Genomic DNA, 22,052 nt, shown 5'->3' on the forward strand with positions numbered 1-22,052 from the left:
ATTTAGCTAGAGCATGGTTAAAAATGCCTCTAAATGTCAATTATCGCCCTAATTCTGATATATTGAAGCCATGGGCAAATGGCATTTCAATTACACAACGTAGCGATGATATTTGGATAATTGATTTTGGAACAATGTTAACTGAGGAAAACGCATCTTTATATGAAAAACCATTCTCATGGGTAGCTGAAAAGGTTAAACCGACACGGACCAATTTGCGCCGGGACGGGCATCGAAAATGGTGGTGGCGTCATGGAGAAACCCGACCAGGAATGCGCCTCGCTTTGTCTCCATTGAACCGCTTTATCTGCACTCCCCGCGTCTCAAAGCACCGACTGTTCGTCTGGCTTGATAAAGCGGTCCTGCCCGATAGTGCAACGGTGGCCATCGCCCGTGACGATGATACCAGTTTCGGCATTCTCCATAGCCGCTTCCACGAAGCCTGGGCTTTACGGCTCGGCACCAGCCTAGAAGACCGCCCCCGCTACACGCCCACCACCTGCTTCGAGACCTTCCCCTTCCCCGACGGCCTCACCCCAAACCTTCCCGCCGCCACCTACGCCGATGATCCGCGCGCGATAGCGATTGCGGGGGCGGCGCGGCGGTTGGATGAGTTGCGCCAAGCGTGGCTGAATCCGGCCGATTTGGTCGAGATCGTGCCGGAAGTGGTGCCGGGCTACCCGGATCGGATTCTGCCAAAGTCCGACGAAGCGGCAGCGATTTTGAAAAAGCGGACGCTGACCAATCTCTATAACGCCCGCCCGGCGTGGTTGGCCTCCGCCCATGCCGCGCTGGATGCCGCCGTTGCCGCCGCCTATGGCTGGCCGGAGGATATTGCGACGGAAGACGCGCTGGCCCGGCTGTTCGCCCTCAACCAAGCCCGTGCCCCGAAAGCTTAACCTCGGTTATTTCTTCCCCTTCGCCTTCAGCAGCCCTTCGAGAATCTGTACGGCATTCAGCCCACCGCCCTTGCGGGTATTGTCGGTCACGCACCAGAAGCTGACGCCGTGGGGCACGCTTTTGTCGTCGCGGACGCGGGAGATGAAAACATGATCGTCGCCCGCCGATTCAACCGGGGTCACATAGCCTTCGGTGGTGCGGTGATCGATGACGGAAAGGCCCGGCGTTTTGCGCCAGAACTCGCGCGCCGCCGTTGCCGTTAGGGCGCTGTCGAACTCCACCGTCACGGCGGCGGCCTGGCCGATGAAGACCGGCACGCGCACGCAGGTGGCCGTTAGCAGAATATCCGGCCCCACGAGCTTACGGGTTTCACCCGCCAGCGCCGCTTCGTCGGTGGTATAGCCGTCGCCCTGAAACTCACCGACTTGCGGAATGACGTTGAAGGCGATCTGCTTGGGGAAATGCTCTTTAGTCGGCTGATCGTTCACATAGATGCCGCGCGTTTGGCTGAACAACTCGTCCATCGCCAGCCGCCCCAAGCCGGAAACGGGCTGGTAGGAGGACACGACGACGCGCTTGATCGGCACATGCTCTTGCAGCGGTTTCAGCACACAGGCGAGCATAATGGCGAGCGCGGACGGGGTGGCGACGATGTTCTTTTTCATCTGCCCCAGGGCCGCGTCATTCACGCCCGGCACCACCAGGGGAACACCGGGCTCCAGCCGGAAGGCGTCAGAACAATCGATGACGATGGCCCCCGCCTCCACCGCTTTCTTCGCTTCTTTGGCCGCCGTTTTGCTATCGACAGCGAAAAACGCGTGGGTGATGCCCTTAAAATCGAACCCGGTCAGCGCCTGCACGGTCAAATCATCGTCTTCACCGAAGGAAACCTGACTGCCAACCGACCGATCGGAGGCAACCGCAACCACCGCATCGGCGGCAACAATATCGGCTTCGGCAAGACAGACGAGAATTTCCCGGCCCACGGACCCGGTAGCGCCGACCACGGCAATTTTAACGGACATTGGGATTTCCTTACGACAGCAGCTTTGGGGTCACGAGGTAAGCCGGTTGATGGGAAATTACAAGAAGCCTGGCTTTAACCCCTTCCCTCTTGCTCCGGCCTTGTCTTTTGGGCCATCGTCACCCTATCGCCACACTATGACCTTATATCAGTAAGGTTCCGGCGTTCCGGTCATAGCATACGGCCACAGAAGGGCTTTCTCCCGATGCGTTCAGCTCACGGTATTTTCGTGTTTTTGCGGTCCATGGTGGATAATCCCACGCGGATCGGCGCGGTTCTCCCCTCTTCTTCCGCTTTGGCACGCTTGATGGCAAAGCAAATTCGCCTCTCGCCCGGCGAAGCGATTGTGGAAATCGGCGCGGGCACCGGCGTTGTCACGGCGGCCCTGTTAGAAGCAGGCGTGCCGCGCGATGCGCTCTATGTGGTCGAACTCGACCCGCGCCTTGCCGAATACTTACGCAAACGCTTCCCCGGCGTTGAAATTTTGCAAGGCGATGCTGCCACCCTGCCGGACCTCTTGCCCGCGCACCGCCTTGGCCGGATCGCCTCGGTTGTCTCCAGCCTGCCGATTCGGCCCATGTCGAAAAGCGTGCAGAAATCTATCGTCGAGGCCGCTTTTGCCGTGCTGAAGCCCAAGGGTAGCTTTATTCAATATACCTACCCGCCCTTCAGCCCCTTGCGCGACCCCAGCTTGAATATCCAAGGAACCCGCCTTGGTCGCATCTGGTTCAACGTGCCGCCCGCCGCCGTGTGGCGGTTTCAAAAGAAAGTCTGATTTTGAAGGCGAGAGCTCTGCTGTGGGGGAGGCGGTTCAGGCCACTTCCCCCACAGGAGCGATGACGCAAGATAAGGCGTCTCAGAGCCCTCAGATTAACCCTTCGTGATTGCCAAATTGTTAACTACGCCGGAAAACCACCGTGACATTTAAGGGACGAAGCGCCCGAAAAGCCGCCCTCTGGAAACTGGGACGGCCATGCAGGTTCTGATCACCGGCGGCACGGGTTTTCTCGGGCTCTCGCTGGCCGAACGGCTGGCCCAAACCGGCGTGCGCACGGTGCTCTTCGGCGTCAGCCCGCCGCCGCCGGGGGCGATTGCCCGGCTCACGACCAATCCCGGCCCCGTAGTGGCCTTACCCGGCGATATTCGCGACGAAGCCCGCTTCGGCACCGTGCTGCGCGATTATGGCATTAGCCATATCGTCCATCTCGCCGCCATCTCCGCCGGGCCGGACCGCGAGCGCCACGATGCGCGGGAGATTCTGGATGTGGCGGTCTTGGGCGCGCTGAGCGTGCTGACCGCAGCCCAACGGCACTTGGTCCGCCGGGTTGTGCTGGTTAGCAGCGCCGCCGTCTTCGGCCCGCTCGCCTTCACCAGTAGCCCCTTGCGCGAAGACGGGGCCATTCGCCCCGACACACTGCCCGCCATCGGTAAGGCCGCGCAGGAAGCGATGTTGGACCGGCTAGCGGGGCTTTCGGGGCTCGATTCCGTCGTAGCCCGGCTCAGCGATGTCTTCGGCCCCTATGAATATGATACCGGCCACCGCGATGCCATGTCGCCGCCCTGGCAGTGCTGGCACGCGGCACGGGCGGGCACCCTGATCCGGCTACCCCGCCCCGGCCTCAACGATTGGCTCTACGCGCCCGACGCTGCGCTGGCGCTTGATACGCTGCTGCGCGCCCCGCGCCTCGCCCATCGGCTTTATCATGTCGGCCCCGGTGTGCGCTGGAGCCTTGAGGATTGGTGCACGCGTCTCGCCCGGCACTATCCGGGGCTTGAGTGGGGGCTAACCGCCGATCCCACCGCTACCACAATTACCCTACCGCCGGTCGGCGACCGCGCCCCGCTCGATACCCGCCGCTTGGTGCAGGAAACCGGCTTTCGCCTCGGCTTCGATCTGGATGCGGCTTTCGCCGATTTCATCGCCACGGTGGAAGCCTAACCGCCGATGCTGCGCCTCTTCGTTGCCCTGCCGCTGCCGCCCGAGCTGCGCACGCGCTTGGCGCTCCTCGGCGGCGGCGTGCCCGGCGCGCGCTGGATGCCGCCCGAAAGCCTGCACCTTACCCTGCGTTTCATTGGCGAGGTCGATGGCGGGGTGGCGCAGGAAATCGCTGAAGCGCTCGATAACGTCACTGTTGCGCCCTTCGCCCTGACGCTCGCGGGGATCGATACCTTCGGCCAGGGGGAGGCGGCGCGCGTGCTCTGGGTTGGCGTGGAGCGGGAGCCCGCGTTGCTGGAATTGCGCGAGCGGGTTGAAAGCGCGCTGCGCTTTGCCGGGATCGCCCCCGATACACAAAAATACATTCCCCACGTCACGCTTGCCCGGCTCAAGAAACCTTCGGTCGGTGCGCTAATGCGCCAAATCGCCGCGAACTCGCCGCTGCGGCTCGGCCCCGTGGCGTTCGACCGTTTCATCCTCTATTCCAGTTGGAGTCAGGCCGACGGCCCCTTCTACCGGGAAGAGGCCGTCTATCCGTTGGAAGAAGATACGAATGGCTGAACTCCGCCTTCGCCGGGGCGACCCGATTGTGATTCTGACCGGCGCAGGCATTTCGCGCGAAAGCGGCTTGCACACCTTCCGCGATATTGGCGGCGTGTGGAGTCAGGTGAAGCTCGAAGACGTGGCAACGCCGGAAGGCTATGCGCGCGACCCGCAACAGGTGCAGGATTTCTATAACGCCCGCCGCGCCCAGTTGGACGATCCCGCCGTTCAGCCGAATGCCGCCCATATCGCCCTTGCCGCGTTGGAAGCCGAATGGGGCGGTCCGGTGCTGATCGTGACCCAGAATGTCGATGATTTGCACGAGCGGGGTGGCAGTAAGTCTATTCTGCACATGCATGGCGAATTGCGCCGAGTGCGCTGCACCGCCTGCGGCGATAATCGGGACGTTGCGGGCGATATAACCCTCGCCGATGTTTGCCCTAACTGCGGGAATATCGGCACGCGGCGGCCCGATATTGTTTGGTTCGGCGAATTGCCCTATGGCATGGAGCGCATCTATGAAGCGCTCGCAAGCTGTGAGTTGTTTCTCTCCATCGGCACCTCGGGCACGGTTTATCCTGCGGCGGGCTTTGTTGCCGAGGCGCGCTCCCACGGGGCCTTCTGTTTGGAATTGAATCTGGAGCCGTCCAACGGCGCAACGATGTTCCATCAGGCCCTCACCGGCCCCGCGACGGAACTGGTGCCCTGGCTGGTCAATACGCTCCTGGGCCGTGGCTGAACTTTCGGGCCTTCTAACCCAGGTGCGGGCCTGCGCCGCCTGCACCGATCTGCCGCTCGGCCCGCGCCCCGTGGTGCAGCTTAACCCAGCGGCGCGGCTGCTTATCATCGGGCAAGCACCTGGAACGAAGGTGCATGCGACCGGCGTGCCGTTCAACGACCCCAGCGGCGATACGTTGCGCCGCTGGCTCGGCCTCGACCGCACCGCTTTCTACGATGAAACCCGCGTCGCCTTGATGCCGATGGGCTTTTGTTACCCCGGCAAGCAAGGCGGCGGCGACGCCCCACCGCGCGCCGTTTGTGCCCCGCTGTGGCACGGGCGGCTACGGGCTCTCCTACCGAATATTCGCCTCACCATCCTGCTCGGGCGCTACGCGCTTTCGGCCTATCTGCCCGGTCGCGCGGGCGATACGGTTACGGAGATCGTCCGCGCTGGGCCAGTCGATCATCCGGGCGTCGGCAGGCTTTGGCCGTTGCCCCACCCCAGCCCGCGCAATCGGCGCTGGCTGGCGCAGAACCCCTGGGTTGAGGGCGAGATTATCCCGGCGATACAGGCGGACCTGCGCGGCCTCTAGCCCACGGCCAGAATCGCGGGCCACGCGGCGGCATTGCGCTCCGAGAAAACGCGGATATGGCCGATCTGCCGCGCGCCAATGCTTTTAGGCGTGATCGTGCGGTGATCGACGGCGGCGTGCGGATAGAAATTTTGAAGTTGCGCCACGGCTTTCGGCGGCAGCATCACATCGTCTGATACGCTCACCAGCGTGACGGGGCAGCGGACGGCCTCGAAGCGCGGCTGCGGCAGCACGCCGCCCCAATCGGCGCGGTAGAAGCCCATCGAGAGGCACCAGCGCCGCCACTGCCAGAAGACGCCCTTGGGCAGATCAAAACCTAATCCCAGGCGGCGGCCCGGCGTATAGCCGAGAAGAACCGTGCTGAGCGGCCCGGCGATCCACCAGAAGAACAGCACCGTGGGTAGAAACTTCAACGGGTGGCGCGTCCAATGGGCGGGACCGGAGGCGACGGCGATAACGCGCTGCACTTTCTCGGCCTGGGCATAGAAGGGCACAAATAGGCCGCCCAACGAATGGCCGATCACCCAAAAGGGCAGTTCCGGGTAGGTTTCCAGCAGGAAATCCGCCGCCGCCGATTGGTCGCCCGCACCCCATTGGGCCATCGTCGCGCGAGAGGAGCGCAGCGAGCCGCCGGCGGAATCGCCGAAATCCCGGTAGTCGTAGGTCATCACCACGGCCTGTTCGCGCTCGCACAGCCAGGCGGCGAAGCGAGCGTAATAGCCATGGGGAACCCCCGTTGCCCCGTTTAGCGCAATCGTGCGACGCGGCGGCCCCTCGGGCAGAAACAGGCTTCCGTTGAGAATAACGCCCGGCGCGCTGCTGAACTGGACCGGTTGAAGCTTGGCCATTCGCGTGTTCCCATTCTAGGGTGATTGCCATAGAATGCTTAGCACTAGACCGATCACCATACAACTGGCATTTTCACCCGATGGCCCGCCCCTCCGACGCAAAATCCCGCTTCATCGCCACCGCCGCCGATCTGTTTCGGCGGCGCGGGTATAATGGTGTGGGATTGACCGAAATTATCGAGATTAGCGGCGCGCCCAAGGGCTCCTTCTACCATCATTTCCCAGGCGGGAAGGAGGAGTTGGCGGAAGCCGCCGTCGAGCTTGCGACAGCTAGTCTCATTCGCATGATCGATCGGGCTTTTGCCGACGCGACCCGCTTTAACGATGGGTTGGCGCGGTTCACCGCCGCCGTGGCGCAGATTTTGGAAAATTCGGGCTGGCAGGCCGGTTGCCCCGTCACCGCGATTGCCCTGACCGCCGTGCCCGAATCGACGCGGCTCCATACAGCGGTTCAAGCCGCGCTCGAAACCCTGCTGACCTGCCTCAGCGCCCACGCCATCCGCTTGGGCGAGCCCGAGGCTGCCCGAAACCGGGCGTTGCGCTTCTTCAGTGCGCTGGAAGGAGCCTGGATTCTCGCGCGAATCCAGCGCTCCACCCAACCGTTCGAATTGGTTCTGGAAACCGCCTAAGCGGCAGCCAGCGCTTTGGCGAAAGCGTCGACCGTGCCGTGATCGGCCACTTTGACGCCATTGATGAACAGGGTCGGCGTTGACTCCACGCTTAGCTTTTCGCTGGCCTCAAGGCGCTGGGCGAGAATGGCATCCCCTGCGGCCTTATCGTTGAACGCCGCCTCAATCTCCGCCGAACCCAAACCCGCGAGCTTCGCCAATTGCCCCAGGGCCGCGCGCGGGTCTTTCGCCGTCACCCATTTTTCTTGTTGGGAAAACAGGATTTCGACGAAGGCATAGTAACGGTCCGCCGCCACCGCCCGCGATAGGAGGGAGGCTTCATAGGCCAAACGATCCAGCGGGAAATCGCGGTAGATCAGTTTCGCTTTACCGGTTTCAACCCAATCCTTCTTGATCTGCGGCAGCACCTTATTGGCGAAAGTCGCGCAATGGGGGCAGGTGAAGGAGGCATATTCGACAATGGTAATCGGCGCATCGGGTTTGCCGAGGATGCGCTCGCCCTCACGGGCGAGCAGCAGCGGGTTGATCGCACTTGCCGGGGCGCTTGCCGCCGCTTTCGGCGGCGGGGCCGGATCAGCGCTGGCGGGGGTGGCCGGAGCCGCCGCGGGCTTCTCCCACGGGCGGTTATAGAGGAGCGCACCGCCCCCAAGGACAGCGGTCGCCGCAAGCGGCAAAAACAAACGACGGCTCAGCATAATACCTCCGGTCAGCAGATCGCTCGGAAGGTAATAGGGCAAGTGTGGCAGAACAAGGGCACTTTGCGCGCCCCTACCCCACCGCGCCGATCTGATAGGTAATGGCGGTACCAATCCGGCGGATCAGCTCGAAATAGCCGCGCATCGGGCGGAACAGGCGCTCGTGTTCCGCCTCATAGGTTTGCCCAACGCCGCCGCGATAGGTGGCGGGCTCGCCGAAATCGAGGGCCGCCGGGGCGTCGGCGTCGGGGCGCGCCGGGAACACATCGTCGAGGAAGTCCAGCACCGGCTCCACGTCCAGATGCAGAATCCGCGCGAACATTTCTTCAAAGGTCGTGCCGTGCTGTGGGCTGAAATCCGGCACATGGGTGGCCAGCAGGAAGATACGATGAATCAACCCGACGCGAATGGCGTGCAGCAGCACCAAATCGTCACGCTCCGCCGCCTGCAACCCCACCGGCGGCACGTCGAGCCCCTGGCTGCGGCAATAGGCGAGGTGATCGCGCAAGGTCAGAAAATCGCCCTGAAGCTTGCGGAAAACCTTCGTCAGCCGGTGGTGCGAATCCAGCCGCTCCAAATGGCGGGCCACCGTGCGCAACTCTTCGCGCCGCTGGGGCAGTTTGGTACGCCCGGAGCGGTGCAGCCACATGCCCGCGTCGAGCGTATCGATATAGGCGCGCATCACGTCGAGATCGCTCACCGACATACCGTGTTCGACCAAGGCCATCGCGCGGCGAAAGCGCGGCGAGGATTTCAGCAGGGCGGCGCACAGGTCCGGGTCTTTGCTCATCGCCCGCCCAAGCCCGCCGATGGTATTGGCCAGCAGGCCCAACTGTTGCAACACGCCGTTATTGGGGATCGCGCGCAGTTGTGACGGATGCGACAGGTCCGGCACACGGCCCCAGGATTCCGACTGGCGCTTGACCGGGCGCGAGCCGGTTCGGTAGAGCATCGCCGTTCCATACACACCGAGTAAGGTGGCATAGTTCGGATCGTCCACCATCTCGCTGAAGAACTGCTTTACCGTGACGAAAAACTCGGTGGAGAAATCGCCCTGGCCGTAAATCGGGTCATTCTCCGCCTCAGGGCTCGGCACCAGCGTGGCTTCGACGATCCGCGCCACGGCGGCATAGGCGATATCAGGCGATTGGAAAATCAAATAGCCGTCGCCACCCTGAAAGCTGCTCTCTTCCTTCACCGTAATGCCATTGGCGAGAAACTCGGCGCGGCTGAACGGCGGGGCGAGGTAATGCAGCCGGTCGGTCAGGCTGGTCGGGTGCCCGCCGCGCCCGATGGACTCGCCATGCGTATTGAAAAACACAATCTGCACGCCCGAAAGCCCCTGGCGTTGCATCACGGCGACGAGGCGTAGGCGCAACCGTTCGATATGGAAGGTCGCCGCCAACTGGCCGATATAGCGCCCGGAATCGGAATAGCCGAACTGAATGCAGAGCTTACCGGATTTCTGCACATAGGCGCGGTAATGGGGCGAACGCAGCGCGTCTTCGATAATCTGGTCGCCATGCTCCAGCGCATAGACGGTTTCGAACAGCGGCGAAATTTCGATCTGCTCTTCGAGCCCGAACAGTTTGGCGTAGTACAGCGCCGTCAGCAGGGTAAAGGCGCTTTCGGTTTCGGCAATGAGGAAGCGGATCGGCGTTTCCCGGTCGATGGCTTTGGCAAGCTCAGCGATCATCATGAACATGCGCTTGGCCGACGCCTGCTCGGCCAAGAGCGAGCCGACATTGATGCTGACCGGCTGCACCCGCTCCATCAGATCATTGATCGCATTATAGTAGCTGCGGCGGTGGGCGGGGTCTTCCGGCCCGGTTTCGAGCCCAACCTGACGGCGAATCGAATTATGGAGTTGAGTTGAGTTCAGGCGGAAATGACTATGCCCCGCGCCGAGGCCATGCAGCGCGAGCGAGGCTTTCAGCACCGCCAGCCGTTCGGCCAACCCCCCACCTTCGGCAAGATTCTGTTCCAGCGCGCGGCTTGTGAGCGTCACCAGCCGGTGACTATCGACCAGCGCCGTTTCCATCCCCTGCACCAGCGTATAGGCGAAGCGTTGCGCGTCTTCGAGGCTCTGCCCGGCAACGACCGCCGCGCGAATCTGGTCGGCCACCTGCTTTTCCGCCAAGGCCAACAGCGATTCGAGCAGTTCGAGCACCGTTGCCGTGGAGCCGTTCCCCGCCTCCAGAATGAGCCCCGCCAGCGTGCGACGATGGCGCTGAAGCTGCGATAGTTTCACAATCAGGCGCAGGCGCAGCGTATCGGCCCAGGTGATATCCGCCCGCCCGTCGTGGTCATACCCGACCCAGGTAGCGAGCGAGACAAGGCGTGGCGACAACTCGGTCCAGCGCTCTGGGTAGAGTTCGCGCGCAAGGCGCAGCACGAGCCCGTGCAGGCGCTCCATCGCGGTTTGGGCATTGCCGAGGGCTTCCAAGCACCAACTATGCTCGACGCTCAAGGTCAGGTCGCGTGGCGGGCGATGATCGGCCAAAGCGACCGACGCCATCAAAGCCGCCCGCGCGTCGTCCGACAGCGGCGCGCCCGAGGCATCCCGCCCCGTCGCCAGCGCCGCCATCGCCCGCGACAGATCGAGCCCGGTTGAGAAGGTTGGGTGCGCGGTAAAGACGATCCCGTAATGCAGGCTTTGCACCTGCGCCGCAAATTCCTCGAAGCTGCGCCCCTCGGCCACCGTGCGCAGCAGGGCTTCCAGCTTGGCATCGTTTTGGACGGGATCGGTTTCCCCGACATAGGCCGCCAGCCGCGCCGCCCGCGCTTCGAAGGTGCGCGCGGTGAGATGCTGCACCAATTGCTCAACGCCGCTCGCCGTTACCTCGCCCTTATCGAGCATGCGGGTCAAATCAAGCGCCAGCATCAGAATCGGATCGCCGAAGGGATCGACTTCGGCCCGCTCGCGCAGGGCGCTCAGCCGCTCGGTCAGGCTCTTGTGCAGCGCCGCCGCATTGGCCGTTTCATCCGCCGGAAACCAGATTTCCCCTACGGTCAACTCGGGCAAAGCCCCGGCTTTCGCGGCATGGGGCGGCACGGAACGAAGCTTGGCGGCAGAGCGGGCCATCGGAATAGTCCTAAAACGAGACGAATTGTCGCTATTCTGCTGCATCGCATCGTGTAGCGCAATGTACTTTTACTACAAAAGGACAGTGAAGCTTATCTATTCCCAGTGCAACGACCGAGCGCGAGGAGCGCCGCGCGTAGTGGCTCGGTTTCCACTTCAGAAACGCGCCCCTGCAACGCCGCTTCCGCCTCCGCCGATAAAGGCGGGCGCGGCTTAGGCGGCAGGGGCGGCGGCGGGATCGGGCCTTGCTTCATTTGAAGGTGCGTTACGGCGGAAAACCCGTAGTGCGTATTCACCCGCTCCAGAATTTGCTGGGTGTAATGCTGAATGAGCGGGGCGGCGGCGGCGCTGCATTTCAGCACCAGGGTGCGCCGGTCGCCGGTTTTATCGCGCTTTATCGCCAGCGGCAGCGTCATCCGGGCTATCGCCTCGCCCATAATAATCGGCCAGTCGGCGAAGAGGCGCGCGTCGGCAAAGCCGAATTTCCGGGCGGCGGGGCGGGCCACTTTGGCGAGATCGACCGATAAAGCGCGCGGCCCGGCCTTCCAGGTGCGCGTTTCCGCCTTTGCCCCCTCGACCCCAGCCGGGGAGGGCGCTATCTGTTGCGTTAGCGTTTGAGGACGGCGAACCATGCCGTCTGTTTATCACGGTTCGATGGCATGACCCACCCCGCGCATGCGGATCTGATTCTCACCTGGTACGACCATAACCGCCGCCGCCTGCCGTGGCGGGCGGAACCCGGCGAGGTGGCTGATCCGTACCATGTGTGGTTATCAGAGGTGATGCTCCAGCAAACCACGGTGCAGACGGTGGCGGACTATTACCGGCGCTTCCTGGCCCGCTGGCCGACCGTGCAGGATTTGGCGCAAGCCCCGCTCGATGACGTGCTGACCGAATGGGCGGGCCTTGGCTATTACGCCCGCGCCCGCAATCTGCATAAATGCGCGGCGATGGTCGTGGCGCGGCATCGTGGAATATTCCCCAGCGATGAAGACGCGCTGCGTCTTCTCCCCGGCATTGGCGATTACACGGCGGCGGCGATTGCCGCGATTGCCTTCGAGCGCCCGGCAGCGGTGATGGACGGTAATATCGAGCGCGTCGTCTCGCGCCTCTTTGCCGTCGAAGAACCCCTGCCCGCCGCAAAGCCCCGCCTGAAAGCCCTCGTGACGGAGCTTACCCCCCAGGCCCGCCCCGGCGACTACGCCCAAGCCATGATGGATTTGGGGGCGATGGTCTGCACCCCGCGCCGCCCGACTTGCGGCCTCTGCCCCGTATCGAGCGCCTGCATCGCCCGGATTTCCGATGATCCTGAACGGTTTCCGCTGAAAACCGCCAAGCCGGAGAAGCCGACCCGCTACGGGGCCGTCTTCTGGCTCACCCGCAAAGATGGGGCGGTGCTGCTGCGGCGGCGGGAAGAAAAAGGCTTGCTGGGCGGCATGATGGAAGTGCCAGGGACCGAGTGGCTTGACCGCCGCCCGACCGCGCCCCTCGCCGACGCGCCGCTGAAGCTGGACTGGCAAAAACTTGATGCCAGCGTGCGCCACACCTTCACGCACTTCCATTTGGAGCTTCAGATTTATCGCGGCGCGGTCGGCCTCGGCGATCCCAAGCTCGGCACCTGGATCACGCCCGACCGGTTCGGCGAGGTGGCGGTGCCGACCCTGTATCGCAAAGTCGCCAAAGCGGTCTTGGGGAAATAACCCCAGCTAGGATCAAGTTAAGCCATAGACCCGGCGTTCGGCGGCAACCGCCTGACGAATGCCCGCCGCCGTTCCGGCCTGCGGCCCGGCCATCCAATCGCCGGGGGCATAGTCGCGGAACAAAATCCACACGGTCGGCAGGGTTTCGTTGGAAACCGGGATTCCGGCGGCGGTGAGCACGAGGCGCGACAGGGAGAGCCCGAGCCCTTCCTTGGCGTCACGATCCAGTAAGCCCGCCAGGGTTTGAATTTCCAACCGAAACAGCGGGTAGGGCGCGGCGCCCGGCACGCGGGAGACCAGGTTATCGGCCCAAACCCAATGGATATAGGCCCAGGTTACGCGGTCGGCAAAAGCGCTTCCCGCCACGCCTTCGGCCTCTTGGATGGTGCCGAGAAGGGAGCGGGCCAGCGCGTTGGCTTGCTCCGGGGTAAGGCGCGATTCGGGCAGATAGAGATCGAGCATAGGCATCGGCGGCCTCCGCTTGTGTTTGGGAGAGGGATTGGCTAAGTTCCAAAAAGGAACCCTGAATCTCTACCTGAGTTCAAAAAGGGAATCCAGACTCTTTTTCTCGCCCGAGCCCCGCCATGTCCGCCCCGTTAGTGCCGCAGATTGCCCCCGAAGATTGCTCCCTGGTCCGCGCGCTCGACCAAATCGGCGACCGCTGGACCATGCTTGTGCTGCGCCAAGCGCTCTATGGCGTGACGCGGTTCGAGACGATGCAGGACCAGCTCGGCGTGTCGCGCAAAATTCTGGCGGAACGGCTGACCCGCTTGGTCGAGCATCAGATTCTCGAAAAACTCCCCTACCGCGACGAAGGCCAACGCACCCGCCATGAGTATCGCTTAACCAGCAAAGGCCGCGATTTGGCGCTGGCCCTCTTCGCGCTGATGCAATGGGGCGATACCTATGCCGCGCACCCGGACGGTCGCCCCTTGAAGCTGGTGGACCGCGATAGCGGCCAGGAAGTGCGCGTCGTCTTGCAGCGGGCCGACGGGCAAACCGTTGAAGGGCTTAAGAAGCTCCGCCCCGAATTCTGGCCGGATCGAGCCTCCTAGATGCCCTCCATCCAGAAGCCCCCGACCAAACGCGCCTGGGTACGCTTACCCTCCGGGCGCAGGCTTAACCTGCTCGACCCGACGCCGTTTGACTTCGAAGCCTCGGATTTGGCCATCGGCGCGGCGCGCACGGTGCGCTGGGGTGGGCATTCGGTGTGGGAATGGCCGCTATCTGTGGCCCAACATTCACTCACCGTGCTAGCGATTGGCGAGGCGGAGGCGGTAAAGCCGCTGACCCCGCTTCAGAAGCTCGCCTTCCTGCTCCATGATGCGTCGGAATGTTTGGGGGTCTGCTTCGATCCGATTTCGCCGCTCAAACCCTTTTTGGGCGAGGGCTATAAGGCGCTCGATCAAGCGTTGCAGACGGCGGTGCACCACCGTTTCGGCCTACCTGCGCTGCTGCCGCCCGCCTGGAAAAAACCGATCAAAGCCGCCGACAAACGCGCCGCCGCCGCCGAAGCCGTGTTCGTTGCAGGCTGGAGCCTTACCGAGTGCCGCGACGCCTTGGGCATCCACACGCCGCCCCTCGCCCTTGATCCCCTGAACCCAATCTACGGCGGCCTGCCGTGGGAGCCCTGGCCCGCCCGCATCGCCGCCGAACGGTTTGGGGCGGCGCTGGCGGGGTTGGTGGAAGCCCGCTAAGAGGCGCTGGTCTCCCGCTGCTTTGCCTGCACATAATTCGCCAGCACGGCATTGATCCGGCTCTGATACCCCGGCCCCGCCGCTTTGAAGTAGGCGATGATTTCAGGATCAAGGCGGATGCTCAAGGGGATTTTTGGGCGGACGATTTCCGCCGTTGCCCAAAAAGCTTCGTCGGTTGGTAGTGCATCGGGATCTTCTGAAGCTAGCCGCTCCACCTCTTCGTCGCTCATCGCTTCAAGGGCTGCGAGCTGAGCTTTGATCTCATCTGTCAAAGGAGGGGTCGGATCGCTTCTGAATGGCCTCGTGGTAGAAATGCCGCTCATATTTATTCGCCTTTCTCGCTGAAATCAGCCGAACCGTCTCGTGTCCTCGAAGGGTGAAGGCGACGGACAGCACGACGCTCCCTAAACACCCAATAGCGATAAAGCGGTCCTCACCATAATCACGCCGTGAATCCTTTGAGATAATCACGAGGTTTGAAAACATAAGGCGTGCCGCTTCAAAACTAACCTTATGCTTTTCAAGATTTTTGACATTCTTAACAGGATCCCATTCGAAACCCTGTGGGTAATATTCGACCAGCGATTCGAAGATATTTTTCATTTCGGACAGCCTCGTGAGAATCATGCTTGGGTATCATGGGTGTCTCCCTGAGGTTGTCGCTACACGCGGCCTAGGTATGAACCGCAACAAGTTGCAATTCACGATTTGTATATACGTTTGTTCGGGCGACACGTCAACCCCCCGCAAAACCCCATAGCCACCCCTGCCGCCCCCCGCTATAACCGCCCTCCATGACGCCCCCGCTTTTCGTGCTGCTCTCGGTGCCGGTTTTCGCGGCCCTCACGACGTTGCTCGTGACGGGGCGGCTACTGCCGTGGCTGCGGCGGAAAGCGCTGGATCGGCCGAATGCGCGCAGTTCCCATGTGGTGCCCACGCCGCGCGGTGGCGGGCTTGGCGTTCTTGCGGGATTGCTGCCCGGTTGGGTCGTCTTGAGCCTCTGGAGCCCCCCCGCGCTGCTGCCGGAACTGACGGCGCTGCTGGCGGCGACCCTGGGGCTGGCGTGGCTTTCGTTCCGGGACGACCGCAAACCGCTGCCCGCCTGGGTGCGGTTTTCGGTTCAGATCGCGGCGATTGGTTTCATCCTGGCTGTGCAAGACCCCGACCGGCTGGTGTTTCAGGGCGCGTTACCCTTGATCCTAGATCGGCTCATCACCGGCATCGGTTGGCTCTGGTTCGTCAATCTCTTCAACTTTATGGACGGGATCGACGGGATTTCATCCATCGAAGCCGGGGCCATCGGCCTTGGCGTCGCGCTGATTATGGCGCTGGCGTTTTTCCGCTTCGATCTCACCGCCTTTGGCCTTGTTTACGCCGCCACCGCCGCCGCGTTCCTGTGGTGGAACTGGCACCCGGCGAAGGTTTTTTTGGGCGATGTCGGCTCGGTGCCGCTCGGCCTGCTGGGCGGTTGGCTGCTGTTGCAGCTTGCGCTCGCGGGGGCGCTCTCGGCGGCGCTGACCATTCCGCTCTACTATCTCGCCGACGCGACCGTAACCCTGCTTTGGCGCGCCTATGATGGCGAAAAAATCTGGCAGGCCCACCGACGGCATTTCTATCAAAAGGCCGTGCAGCGCGGTTTTTCCCATAGTGCCGTCAGCCTGCGGATTGCGGGCTTGAACGCGCTGTTGGTGGCGCTCGCCACCGCCAGCCTGAACCCGACGCTGAATTTCGGTTGGCTCGGGCTCGCCCTGGGTCTGATCGCCGTCGCCGTGACCGCCCGCATTTTTACCCAAGGCCGGAGGGCCGCTTGATGCGCTTTCCACCGCTCTGGCTCACTCTGGCCCATGACGCCGTCATGGCCGCCGCCGCCTTCATCGGCGCGGTGGTGTTGCGCGTGGGCTGGGAAGCCTTCGAGGATCGGCCCGAGTTGATGGGCAGTGGAACCGCCCTGTTTGTCGCCATCGCCTTGCTGAGCAATCGGCTGACGGGGCTGCATCGCGGCGTCTGGCGCTATACCGCCCTCACCGACCTACTGACCATCGCCAAGGCCGCGACGTTGACCGTGGCCGGGTTTGCGATGGTGATGTTTCTGGTCCAGCGCGGCGATTTTCTGCCCCGCACCTCGCTGTTTTACGCCTGGGGGCTGCTGATTCTGCTGCTGATCGCCGGGCGGGCCGTGTATCGGGGGATTAAGGAGCGCAGCGCGTCGGCCTTACTCTCGGCGGCGCGCGAACCCGTGGTCGTGATTGGGGCGGGCGATGAGGCCGATCTGTTTCTCGCCAGTCTGCACCGCTCCCATGCGCCTTACCGCGTGGTTGCCCTGATCGACGAGCGCGAGCGGCGCAAGGGCCAAGCCATTCGCGGGGTGCGCGTGGAAGGCGGCATCGACGCTCTGCCCGCCCTGCTGGAGCGGTTGGCGGCGCGCGACCAAGCCCCGCAAAAGCTGATCCTCGCCCAGGCCGACGCCAAGCCGGAAGCCGTGCGCCGCCTGCTCGAACTCGCCCAAAGCCTCAGCCTGCCGCTGGTCCGCGTGCCGCGCCTCACCGATTTTCGCGCGGGCGACGCCCCCGTGCAGCTTCAACCGGTGGCGTTAGAGGATTTGCTGGGGCGCCCGCCGCTGCCGCTGGACCGGGCACCGTTGGAAAATCTCGTGCGCGGGCGGCGGGTGTTGGTGACGGGCGCGGGCGGCTCCATTGGCGCGGAACTGGTCCGCCAGATCGCCGCCTTGGGGCCGGAGCATCTGACGCTGCTCGATGCCTCCGAATATGCGCTCTACGCCATCGATCTTCAGGTTTCGGAAACCCACCCGGCCCTGCCGCGCGTGGCGGTGCTGGCCGATGTGCGCGATGCCGCCCGGATTAGCCGGGTGTTCACCGATGCCCGCCCCGATCTGGTCTTCCACGCCGCCGCCATCAAACATGTGCCGCTGGCCGAAGCCAATCCGCTGGAATGTTTCGCCACCAATATTCTGGGCTCGCGCATCGTGGCCGAAGCCAGCCGGGCGGTGGGCGCGCGGGCGATGGTGCAGATTTCGACCGATAAGGCCGTGAACCCGACCAATGTGATGGGCGCGAGCAAGCGCGTCGCTGAAATGTGGGCGCAGGCGCAAGACCTTACGGAAAACTCCGGCACGCGCTGCGTGTTGGTGCGTTTTGGCAATGTGCTGGGCTCGACCGGCTCGGTGATCCCGCTGTTCCAGCGCCAGCTTCAGCGCGGCGGGCCGCTGACCGTGACCCACGCCGAGATTACCCGCTATTTTATGACCATCGCCGAAGCCGTGGAACTGGTGCTGCACGCCTCGGCCTATGGCACCACCGACGCCGCCGCGCCGGGACGGATTTTCGTGCTGGATATGGGCGAGCCGGTGAAGATCATCGAGCTTGCCCGCCAAATGATCCGCCTGCACGGGCTGCGCCCTGAGGTGGATATTCCCATCGAGATTACCGGCCTGCGCCCCGGCGAAAAGCTCTATGAGGAGCTATTTCACGACGCCGAAACCCTCGACCCCACCCCCGTTGCGGGCGTTCGGCTCGCCGCCCCGCGCACGGTGGCCCTAACCGACTTAACCCGCGACCTGGATGCGCTCGCAGGCGCGATTGGGCGCGGCGATACGCGGGCCGCTTTTGACATTCTCCACCGGCTCGTGCCGGAATTTTCTCCCTCCTCAGCCTCCTAGGAAGTTTGCCATGCCCGCCCATGTTTCCGGCGATTTGCCCCTGTCCGATTTGGTGAAACCGGCCCGCGCGCTGCTGTCGGTCTACGATAAGGCCGGGATTGTCGATCTCGGGCGCGCGTTGCATCAGGCCGGGGCCGAACTGCTCTCGACCGGCGGCACGGCGGATACGCTGCGCGCGGCGGGGTTGCCCGTCACGGAAGTCGCTGATTACACCGGCTTTCCCGAAATGATGGACGGGCGGGTCAAAACCCTGCACCCGAAAATCCACGGCGGTCTTCTGGGGCGGCGCGATAGCAGCAGCCATCAAGCCGCGATGAGCGAGCATGGAATCGGCCCGATCGATGTGGTCGTGGTCACGCTCTACCCCTTCGAAGCAACCGTGGCCAAGGGGGCGGATTTCGACACCTGCATCGAGAATATCGACATTGGCGGGCCGTCGATGATCCGCTCCGCCGCGAAAAACCACGCTTCCGTCACGGTCATCACCGACCCCGCCGATTATGCCGAGGTGATCGCCGCCCTTGAAGCTGCGGGCGGCACCGATCCCGCCCTGCGCCGCACGCTGGCAGCCCGCGCCTTCACCCGCACGCGGGCCTATGATTCCGGCATTTCGGCCTGGTTCAATGGGCAAGTCGATGAGGCCACGCCGCGCCAGTTGGCGCTTGGCGGCGCGCTGAAGCAAACCCTGCGCTACGGCGAAAACCCGCACCAGCAGGCGGCTTTCTACGCCACCGGCGACGCCCGCCCCGGCGTGGCGACCGCCCAGCAAGTGCAGGGCAAGGAGCTTTCCTATAATAATATCAATGATACCGATGCCGCCTTCGAGCTAGTCGCCGAACTGACCGAGCCGGGCGTCGCCATCATCAAACACGCCAACCCCTGCGGCGTCGCTATCGCCCCGACCCTCGCCGAGGCCTATCGCCGCGCGCTCGCCTGCGACCCCGTCAGCGCTTTTGGCGGCATCATCGCTGTCAACCGCCCGCTCGATAAGGAAACCGCGCTGCTGGTGGCCGATCTCTTCGCCGAAGTCGTCATCGCTCCGGCGATTGAGCCCGAGGCTGCAACCGCCCTCGCCGACAAGAAGAACCTGCGCGTGCTGGTCACGGGCGCGATGCCCGATCCGAAAGCGCCGGGCCTCACCTACCGTTCCGTCGCGGGCGGGGTGCTGATGCAAAACCGCGATAACGGCCATGTCACCGCCGACGCGCTGCAAACCGTGACCCAACGCGCGCCCTCGCCTGCCGAAGTGCGCGATATGCTGCTGGCCTTCACCTTGGTCAAGCACGTCAAATCTAACGCCATCGTGCTGGTGAAAGACGGGGCGGCGGTCGGGATCGGCGGTGGGCAAACCTCGCGCGTCGATGCCGCCCAACAAGCCGTCGCCCGCGCCGCCGCGATGGCCCAGGCCGCCGGCGAGCCCCACAGCCGCGCCGTGGGCGCAATCGTCGCCTCCGACGCCTTCTTTCCCTTCCCCGATGGCCTCGACGTCTGCCTGAAAGCCGGCGTTACCGCCGCCATCCAACCCGGTGGCTCCAAGCGCGACGCGGAAGTGATCGCCGCTGCCGATGCTGCGGGCGCGGCGATGGTGTTCACGGGGCTGCGGCACTTCAAGCATTAATGATTTCGGGGGCGTTGCCCCCGACGTGCTTTGCGCGTCAAACGCGCTGGGCAATCCCATTTTAGGGATCGGCCCCGTTTAGCCACCAAGCTTTCAAGAGCGCAGGCCTTTCTGTCTCATTAATGTAGCAACCCCCATTGCGTGACCGTCCCATTAATGAGACAGTACTAACATGATGATGCAGATCGAAACCACTCAAGACTTCGTCGACTGGTTGAGTGGCCTGACCGATCCCATCGCCAGAAAGCGTATCGCCAAGCATCTGGCGAGGGCTGAAGCCGGGAATCTCGGAAATTGGAAAGCCCTCAAGGGCGTTCAAGGGATTTTCGAGATGCGCATCGACCACGGCCCCGGCTACCGGCTGTATTTCGCGCGGCGGGGGCAGACGATAATTGTCTTGTTGGGCGGCGGCACGAAGCAGGACCAAACTGCGGCGATTGCCGTTGCGAACCGCCTTTGGAACGGATAGGGAGCAGCCAATATGACCCTCGAAACCCGCCCGCTGCTGGTCACTGACCTTGCACCGACTGCCGCTGACCAAGCTGAATTGCTGAGCGCGCTGCTATGCGACGACGAAGACGGCAGCACCGATCTGCCCGCCTTCTTGATCCAATTGGGCAAGCTCGCGCGGGAGCGCGGTATGACCGACGCCGCTAAGGCCGCAGGTGTTAGCCGCACCCGCCTCTACCATAGCCTCAGTGGCGATGCCGACCCACGCATCGGTACCGTGGCCGCCGTGCTGGAAACCCTAGGCTTTGCTCTGGCAATCGTGCCCCGGCGGGCCCCGCAGGCGACCCAAACAACGAAAGCGGCAGCGGAATAAACCCATGCCACGGTATCGTTTCACGGTGGAATATGACGGTGGCCCCTACTCCGGCTGGCAACGGCAGGCGTCGGGCGTGCCGAGCGTACAGCAGGCGATTGAAACTGCGCTGCGCGCCTGCTCGCAAGAAGAGGTGACGGTCCACGCCAGCGGGCGCACCGATGCGGGCGTCCACGCGCGCGGCCAGGTGATCCATGTGACGATGGGCAAGGCGTGGAACCCGTACCGGCTGATGCAGGCGGTGAATTTTCATCTGAAGCCGCAGCCGGTGGCCCTATTGGACGCCGTGCAGGTGGCGGACGATTGGCACGCGCGGTTTTCCTGCGTCGGGCGCTGGTATCTGTACCGCATTCTCTGCCGCAAGGCTCCGCCTGCCCTGGAGAGGGGGCGGGTCTGGTCAGTCGCTTACAGTCTGGATGCCGACGCGATGCAGCAGGGGGCAAATCGCCTGATTGGGCTGCACGATTTCACCAGCTTCCGGGCCAGCCTGTGCCAAGCGGATTCGCCGATCCGAACCTTGGACCGGCTGGAGGTAACACGCGTTGGCAATGAAATCCACATCACTGCCGCCGCCCGGTCATTCCTGCATCATCAGGTGCGGAACATGGTCGGTACGCTCGCGCTCGTCGGTCAAAAAAAATGGACGGCGGATGATGTGACCGCCGCCCTTGAGGCGAAAGACCGTTCTGCCGCCGGTCCAACCGCGCCTGCTGAAGGTTTGTACTTCATGGGCGCGGTCTATCCCGACGAAGGCTGAACAATCACTCTTCTTGGAACGCCTCTTCGCGCTTCTTGCGCACCGAGGGGCTGAGCACCACCAGCAGCGCTATCGCCGCCAGCACCAGCATCGTGGCGCTAATCGGACGTTCGACGAAGACCATCGCGTCACCGCGCGACAGCGTCATCGCTCGGCGCAGGTTTTCTTCCATCATCGGCCCGAGGATAAAGCCCAAGAGCAACGGCGCGGGTTCGCATTCGAGCTTGGAGAAAATATACCCAGCAACGCCAAACCCGGCCATCATGAACACGTCGAAATTCGTATTGTTCACGCTATACACACCGATCCCGCAGAACACGAGAATAGCTGGGAACATCAGGTGATAGGGCACGGTCAGCAGCCGGACCCACAGGCCGATGAGCGGCAGATTGAGGATGACGAGGAAGAGATTCCCGATCCACATCGACACGATGATGCCCCAGAACAGCGTCGGCTGTTCGGTCATCACCAGCGGGCCGGGCTGGATGCCCTGAATAATCATCGCCCCCGCCATCAAGGCCATCACCGGGTTCGACGGGATACCCAAGGTGAGCATGGGAATGAAGGAGGTTTGCGCCCCGGCATTATTGGCGCTTTCCGGCGCTGCCACGCCTTCGATTGCGCCCTTACCGAAGCGTTCCGGGGTTTTCGAGAGTTTCTTTTCCAACGAATAGGCGGCGAAGGACGAGAGAATCGCGCCGCCACCTGGCAGAATCCCAAGGACCGAGCCAAGGCTCGTGCCGCGCAACACCGGCTTCCAGATAAGCTTGAAATCCGCCCACGTGAGCCACAGCCCCGTGACCTTCTT

25 protein-coding genes are annotated in these 22,052 nt (G+C 63.3%); 16 read left to right on the top strand and 9 right to left on the bottom strand.

Translation table 11 applies throughout. The annotated features are described in order from the left end of the window. The first annotated feature begins 272 nt into the window (after nucleotides 1–272). Complete coding sequence (locus tag ACIQ36_RS08295; RefSeq protein WP_395828123.1) at nucleotides 273–899, top strand: type IIL restriction-modification enzyme MmeI; 627 nt, start codon at nucleotides 273–275, stop codon at nucleotides 897–899. 6 nt (nucleotides 900–905) lie between these two features. On the opposite strand, the gene ACIQ36_RS08300 is transcribed toward ACIQ36_RS08295, so the two are convergent. Continuing rightward, on the bottom strand, nucleotides 906–1,925 hold the full coding sequence (locus tag ACIQ36_RS08300) for an aspartate-semialdehyde dehydrogenase (protein ID WP_395828125.1): 1,020 nt from the start codon (nucleotides 1,923–1,925) through the stop codon (nucleotides 906–908). Between the two features lie 204 nt (nucleotides 1,926–2,129). On the opposite strand from ACIQ36_RS08300, the gene ACIQ36_RS08305 reads away from it, so the two are divergent. The 5 genes from ACIQ36_RS08305 to ACIQ36_RS08325 all read left to right on the top strand — a co-directional run bounded on the left by ACIQ36_RS08305 (nucleotide 2,130) and on the right by ACIQ36_RS08325 (nucleotide 5,716). Continuing rightward, a complete protein-coding gene (locus tag ACIQ36_RS08305) occupies nucleotides 2,130–2,699 on the top strand; it encodes a class I SAM-dependent methyltransferase (protein ID WP_395828127.1) in 570 nt (189 codons plus the stop codon). Between the two features lie 198 nt (nucleotides 2,700–2,897). Beyond that, nucleotides 2,898–3,863 carry an NAD-dependent epimerase/dehydratase family protein gene (locus ACIQ36_RS08310; RefSeq protein ID WP_395828129.1) on the top strand — a complete coding sequence of 322 codons (966 nt, stop codon included), beginning with the start codon at nucleotides 2,898–2,900 and terminating at the stop codon, nucleotides 3,861–3,863. A 6-nt stretch (nucleotides 3,864–3,869) separates the two neighbouring features. After that, nucleotides 3,870–4,421, top strand: coding sequence for an RNA 2',3'-cyclic phosphodiesterase (gene thpR / locus ACIQ36_RS08315; RefSeq protein ID WP_395828131.1), 552 nt, complete (start codon nucleotides 3,870–3,872; stop codon nucleotides 4,419–4,421). Then, the gene (locus ACIQ36_RS08320) at nucleotides 4,414–5,142 is read left to right on the top strand and encodes an NAD-dependent deacylase (RefSeq protein WP_395828133.1); all 729 of its coding nucleotides are present in this window, start codon (nucleotides 4,414–4,416) and stop codon (nucleotides 5,140–5,142) included. The genes thpR and ACIQ36_RS08320 overlap by 8 nt, the downstream gene beginning before the upstream one ends. Beyond that, nucleotides 5,135–5,716 carry a uracil-DNA glycosylase family protein gene (locus ACIQ36_RS08325; RefSeq protein ID WP_395828135.1) on the top strand — a complete coding sequence of 194 codons (582 nt, stop codon included), beginning with the start codon at nucleotides 5,135–5,137 and terminating at the stop codon, nucleotides 5,714–5,716. Before ACIQ36_RS08320 ends, ACIQ36_RS08325 begins: the two co-directional genes overlap by 8 nt. Here the strand turns inward: ACIQ36_RS08325 and ACIQ36_RS08330 are convergent. Continuing rightward, entirely contained in the window at nucleotides 5,713–6,564 is an 852-nt protein-coding gene (locus tag ACIQ36_RS08330) for an alpha/beta fold hydrolase (RefSeq protein ID WP_395828137.1), read from the bottom strand. The genes ACIQ36_RS08325 and ACIQ36_RS08330 overlap by 4 nt on opposite strands. An 80-nt stretch (nucleotides 6,565–6,644) precedes the next feature. On the opposite strand from ACIQ36_RS08330, the gene ACIQ36_RS08335 reads away from it, so the two are divergent. Further along, the gene (locus ACIQ36_RS08335; protein WP_395828139.1) at nucleotides 6,645–7,193 is read left to right on the top strand and encodes a TetR/AcrR family transcriptional regulator; all 549 of its coding nucleotides are present in this window, start codon (nucleotides 6,645–6,647) and stop codon (nucleotides 7,191–7,193) included. Here ACIQ36_RS08335 and ACIQ36_RS08340 read toward each other — a convergent pair. From ACIQ36_RS08340 to ACIQ36_RS08350, 3 genes are all read right to left on the bottom strand, one after another. Continuing rightward, nucleotides 7,190–7,888: a DsbA family protein gene (locus ACIQ36_RS08340; protein ID WP_395828141.1), complete on the bottom strand. Its 699-nt coding sequence runs from the start codon at nucleotides 7,886–7,888 to the stop codon at nucleotides 7,190–7,192. The genes ACIQ36_RS08335 and ACIQ36_RS08340 overlap by 4 nt on opposite strands. A gap of 73 nt (nucleotides 7,889–7,961) precedes the next feature. After that, complete coding sequence (locus ACIQ36_RS08345; protein ID WP_395828143.1) at nucleotides 7,962–10,973, bottom strand: phosphoenolpyruvate carboxylase; 3,012 nt, start codon at nucleotides 10,971–10,973, stop codon at nucleotides 7,962–7,964. Nucleotides 10,974–11,065: 92 nt separating this feature from the next. Beyond that, the gene (locus ACIQ36_RS08350) at nucleotides 11,066–11,605 is read right to left on the bottom strand and encodes a DUF721 domain-containing protein (protein WP_395828145.1); all 540 of its coding nucleotides are present in this window, start codon (nucleotides 11,603–11,605) and stop codon (nucleotides 11,066–11,068) included. A 27-nt stretch (nucleotides 11,606–11,632) separates the two neighbouring features. On the opposite strand from ACIQ36_RS08350, the gene mutY reads away from it, so the two are divergent. Next, nucleotides 11,633–12,673, top strand: coding sequence for an A/G-specific adenine glycosylase (mutY, locus tag ACIQ36_RS08355; protein ID WP_395828147.1), 1,041 nt, complete (start codon nucleotides 11,633–11,635; stop codon nucleotides 12,671–12,673). A gap of 12 nt (nucleotides 12,674–12,685) precedes the next feature. Here the strand turns inward: mutY and ACIQ36_RS08360 are convergent, their stop codons facing one another. Continuing rightward, nucleotides 12,686–13,141, bottom strand: a complete 456-nt coding sequence (locus tag ACIQ36_RS08360) for a 4-oxalocrotonate tautomerase family protein (protein ID WP_395828149.1) — start codon at nucleotides 13,139–13,141, stop codon at nucleotides 12,686–12,688. 116 nt (nucleotides 13,142–13,257) lie between these two features. On the opposite strand from ACIQ36_RS08360, the gene ACIQ36_RS08365 reads away from it, so the two are divergent. Both ACIQ36_RS08365 and ACIQ36_RS08370 read left to right on the top strand, forming a co-directional pair. After that, on the top strand, nucleotides 13,258–13,728 hold the full coding sequence (locus ACIQ36_RS08365; RefSeq protein WP_395828151.1) for a winged helix-turn-helix transcriptional regulator: 471 nt from the start codon (nucleotides 13,258–13,260) through the stop codon (nucleotides 13,726–13,728). Beyond that, entirely contained in the window at nucleotides 13,729–14,370 is a 642-nt protein-coding gene (locus ACIQ36_RS08370) for a phosphohydrolase (protein ID WP_395828153.1), read from the top strand. Here the strand turns inward: ACIQ36_RS08370 and ACIQ36_RS08375 are convergent. Beyond that, the gene (locus ACIQ36_RS08375) at nucleotides 14,367–14,600 is read right to left on the bottom strand and encodes a BrnA antitoxin family protein (protein WP_395828155.1); all 234 of its coding nucleotides are present in this window, start codon (nucleotides 14,598–14,600) and stop codon (nucleotides 14,367–14,369) included. The genes ACIQ36_RS08370 and ACIQ36_RS08375 overlap by 4 nt on opposite strands. A gap of 31 nt (nucleotides 14,601–14,631) precedes the next feature. Next, entirely contained in the window at nucleotides 14,632–14,973 is a 342-nt protein-coding gene (locus ACIQ36_RS08380; RefSeq protein ID WP_395828157.1) for a BrnT family toxin, read from the bottom strand. A gap of 191 nt (nucleotides 14,974–15,164) precedes the next feature. On the opposite strand from ACIQ36_RS08380, the gene ACIQ36_RS08385 reads away from it, so the two are divergent. The 6 genes from ACIQ36_RS08385 (at nucleotide 15,165) to truA (ending at nucleotide 21,244) form a co-directional block, all read left to right on the top strand. Continuing rightward, the gene (locus ACIQ36_RS08385) at nucleotides 15,165–16,181 is read left to right on the top strand and encodes a glycosyl transferase (RefSeq protein WP_395828159.1); all 1,017 of its coding nucleotides are present in this window, start codon (nucleotides 15,165–15,167) and stop codon (nucleotides 16,179–16,181) included. Continuing rightward, on the top strand, nucleotides 16,181–18,046 hold the full coding sequence (locus ACIQ36_RS08390) for a polysaccharide biosynthesis protein (protein ID WP_395828161.1): 1,866 nt from the start codon (nucleotides 16,181–16,183) through the stop codon (nucleotides 18,044–18,046). The genes ACIQ36_RS08385 and ACIQ36_RS08390 overlap by 1 nt, the downstream gene beginning before the upstream one ends. Before the next feature lie 10 nt (nucleotides 18,047–18,056). Then, on the top strand, nucleotides 18,057–19,664 hold the full coding sequence (gene purH, locus ACIQ36_RS08395; RefSeq protein WP_395828163.1) for a bifunctional phosphoribosylaminoimidazolecarboxamide formyltransferase/IMP cyclohydrolase: 1,608 nt from the start codon (nucleotides 18,057–18,059) through the stop codon (nucleotides 19,662–19,664). Nucleotides 19,665–19,836: 172 nt separating this feature from the next. Then, nucleotides 19,837–20,133, top strand: coding sequence for a type II toxin-antitoxin system RelE/ParE family toxin (locus tag ACIQ36_RS08400; protein WP_395828165.1), 297 nt, complete (start codon nucleotides 19,837–19,839; stop codon nucleotides 20,131–20,133). A gap of 12 nt (nucleotides 20,134–20,145) precedes the next feature. Further along, a complete protein-coding gene (locus tag ACIQ36_RS08405) occupies nucleotides 20,146–20,487 on the top strand; it encodes an addiction module antidote protein (RefSeq protein WP_395828167.1) in 342 nt (113 codons plus the stop codon). A 4-nt stretch (nucleotides 20,488–20,491) separates the two neighbouring features. Further along, nucleotides 20,492–21,244 carry a tRNA pseudouridine(38-40) synthase TruA gene (gene truA, locus ACIQ36_RS08410; protein WP_395828169.1) on the top strand — a complete coding sequence of 251 codons (753 nt, stop codon included), beginning with the start codon at nucleotides 20,492–20,494 and terminating at the stop codon, nucleotides 21,242–21,244. Nucleotides 21,245–21,248: 4 nt separating this feature from the next. Here the strand turns inward: truA and ACIQ36_RS08415 are convergent. Further along, nucleotides 21,249–22,052, bottom strand: an 804-nt coding sequence (locus ACIQ36_RS08415) for a tripartite tricarboxylate transporter permease (RefSeq protein WP_395828171.1), incomplete at its 5' end; no start/stop codon positions are given.

This window comes from Elstera sp., from assembly GCF_044372965.1.
Lineage (GTDB): Bacteria > Pseudomonadota > Alphaproteobacteria > Elsterales > Elsteraceae > Elstera.

Bases quoted from the DNA above. Each gene is read 5' to 3' on its own strand.
- ACIQ36_RS08295 (WP_395828123.1), top strand. From the start codon at position 273: ATGCGCCTCGCTTTGTCTCCATTGAACCGCTTTATCTGCACTCCCCGC.
- ACIQ36_RS08300 (WP_395828125.1), bottom strand. From the start codon at position 1,925: ATGTCCGTTAAAATTGCCGTGGTCGGCGCTACCGGGTCCGTGGGCCGG.
- ACIQ36_RS08305 (WP_395828127.1), top strand. From the start codon at position 2,130: ATGCGTTCAGCTCACGGTATTTTCGTGTTTTTGCGGTCCATGGTGGAT.
- ACIQ36_RS08310 (WP_395828129.1), top strand. From the start codon at position 2,898: ATGCAGGTTCTGATCACCGGCGGCACGGGTTTTCTCGGGCTCTCGCTG.
- thpR (WP_395828131.1), top strand. From the start codon at position 3,870: ATGCTGCGCCTCTTCGTTGCCCTGCCGCTGCCGCCCGAGCTGCGCACG.
- ACIQ36_RS08320 (WP_395828133.1), top strand. From the start codon at position 4,414: ATGGCTGAACTCCGCCTTCGCCGGGGCGACCCGATTGTGATTCTGACC.
- ACIQ36_RS08330 (WP_395828137.1), bottom strand. From the start codon at position 6,564: ATGGCCAAGCTTCAACCGGTCCAGTTCAGCAGCGCGCCGGGCGTTATT.
- ACIQ36_RS08335 (WP_395828139.1), top strand. From the start codon at position 6,645: ATGGCCCGCCCCTCCGACGCAAAATCCCGCTTCATCGCCACCGCCGCC.
- ACIQ36_RS08340 (WP_395828141.1), bottom strand. From the start codon at position 7,888: ATGCTGAGCCGTCGTTTGTTTTTGCCGCTTGCGGCGACCGCTGTCCTT.
- ACIQ36_RS08345 (WP_395828143.1), bottom strand. From the start codon at position 10,973: ATGGCCCGCTCTGCCGCCAAGCTTCGTTCCGTGCCGCCCCATGCCGCG.
- ACIQ36_RS08350 (WP_395828145.1), bottom strand. From the start codon at position 11,605: ATGGTTCGCCGTCCTCAAACGCTAACGCAACAGATAGCGCCCTCCCCG.
- mutY (WP_395828147.1), top strand. From the start codon at position 11,633: ATGACCCACCCCGCGCATGCGGATCTGATTCTCACCTGGTACGACCAT.
- ACIQ36_RS08360 (WP_395828149.1), bottom strand. From the start codon at position 13,141: ATGCCTATGCTCGATCTCTATCTGCCCGAATCGCGCCTTACCCCGGAG.
- ACIQ36_RS08365 (WP_395828151.1), top strand. From the start codon at position 13,258: ATGTCCGCCCCGTTAGTGCCGCAGATTGCCCCCGAAGATTGCTCCCTG.
- ACIQ36_RS08370 (WP_395828153.1), top strand. From the start codon at position 13,729: ATGCCCTCCATCCAGAAGCCCCCGACCAAACGCGCCTGGGTACGCTTA.
- ACIQ36_RS08375 (WP_395828155.1), bottom strand. From the start codon at position 14,600: ATGAGCGACGAAGAGGTGGAGCGGCTAGCTTCAGAAGATCCCGATGCA.
- ACIQ36_RS08380 (WP_395828157.1), bottom strand. From the start codon at position 14,973: ATGAAAAATATCTTCGAATCGCTGGTCGAATATTACCCACAGGGTTTC.
- ACIQ36_RS08385 (WP_395828159.1), top strand. From the start codon at position 15,165: ATGACGCCCCCGCTTTTCGTGCTGCTCTCGGTGCCGGTTTTCGCGGCC.
- ACIQ36_RS08390 (WP_395828161.1), top strand. From the start codon at position 16,181: ATGCGCTTTCCACCGCTCTGGCTCACTCTGGCCCATGACGCCGTCATG.
- purH (WP_395828163.1), top strand. From the start codon at position 18,057: ATGCCCGCCCATGTTTCCGGCGATTTGCCCCTGTCCGATTTGGTGAAA.
- ACIQ36_RS08400 (WP_395828165.1), top strand. From the start codon at position 19,837: ATGATGATGCAGATCGAAACCACTCAAGACTTCGTCGACTGGTTGAGT.
- ACIQ36_RS08405 (WP_395828167.1), top strand. From the start codon at position 20,146: ATGACCCTCGAAACCCGCCCGCTGCTGGTCACTGACCTTGCACCGACT.
- truA (WP_395828169.1), top strand. From the start codon at position 20,492: ATGCCACGGTATCGTTTCACGGTGGAATATGACGGTGGCCCCTACTCC.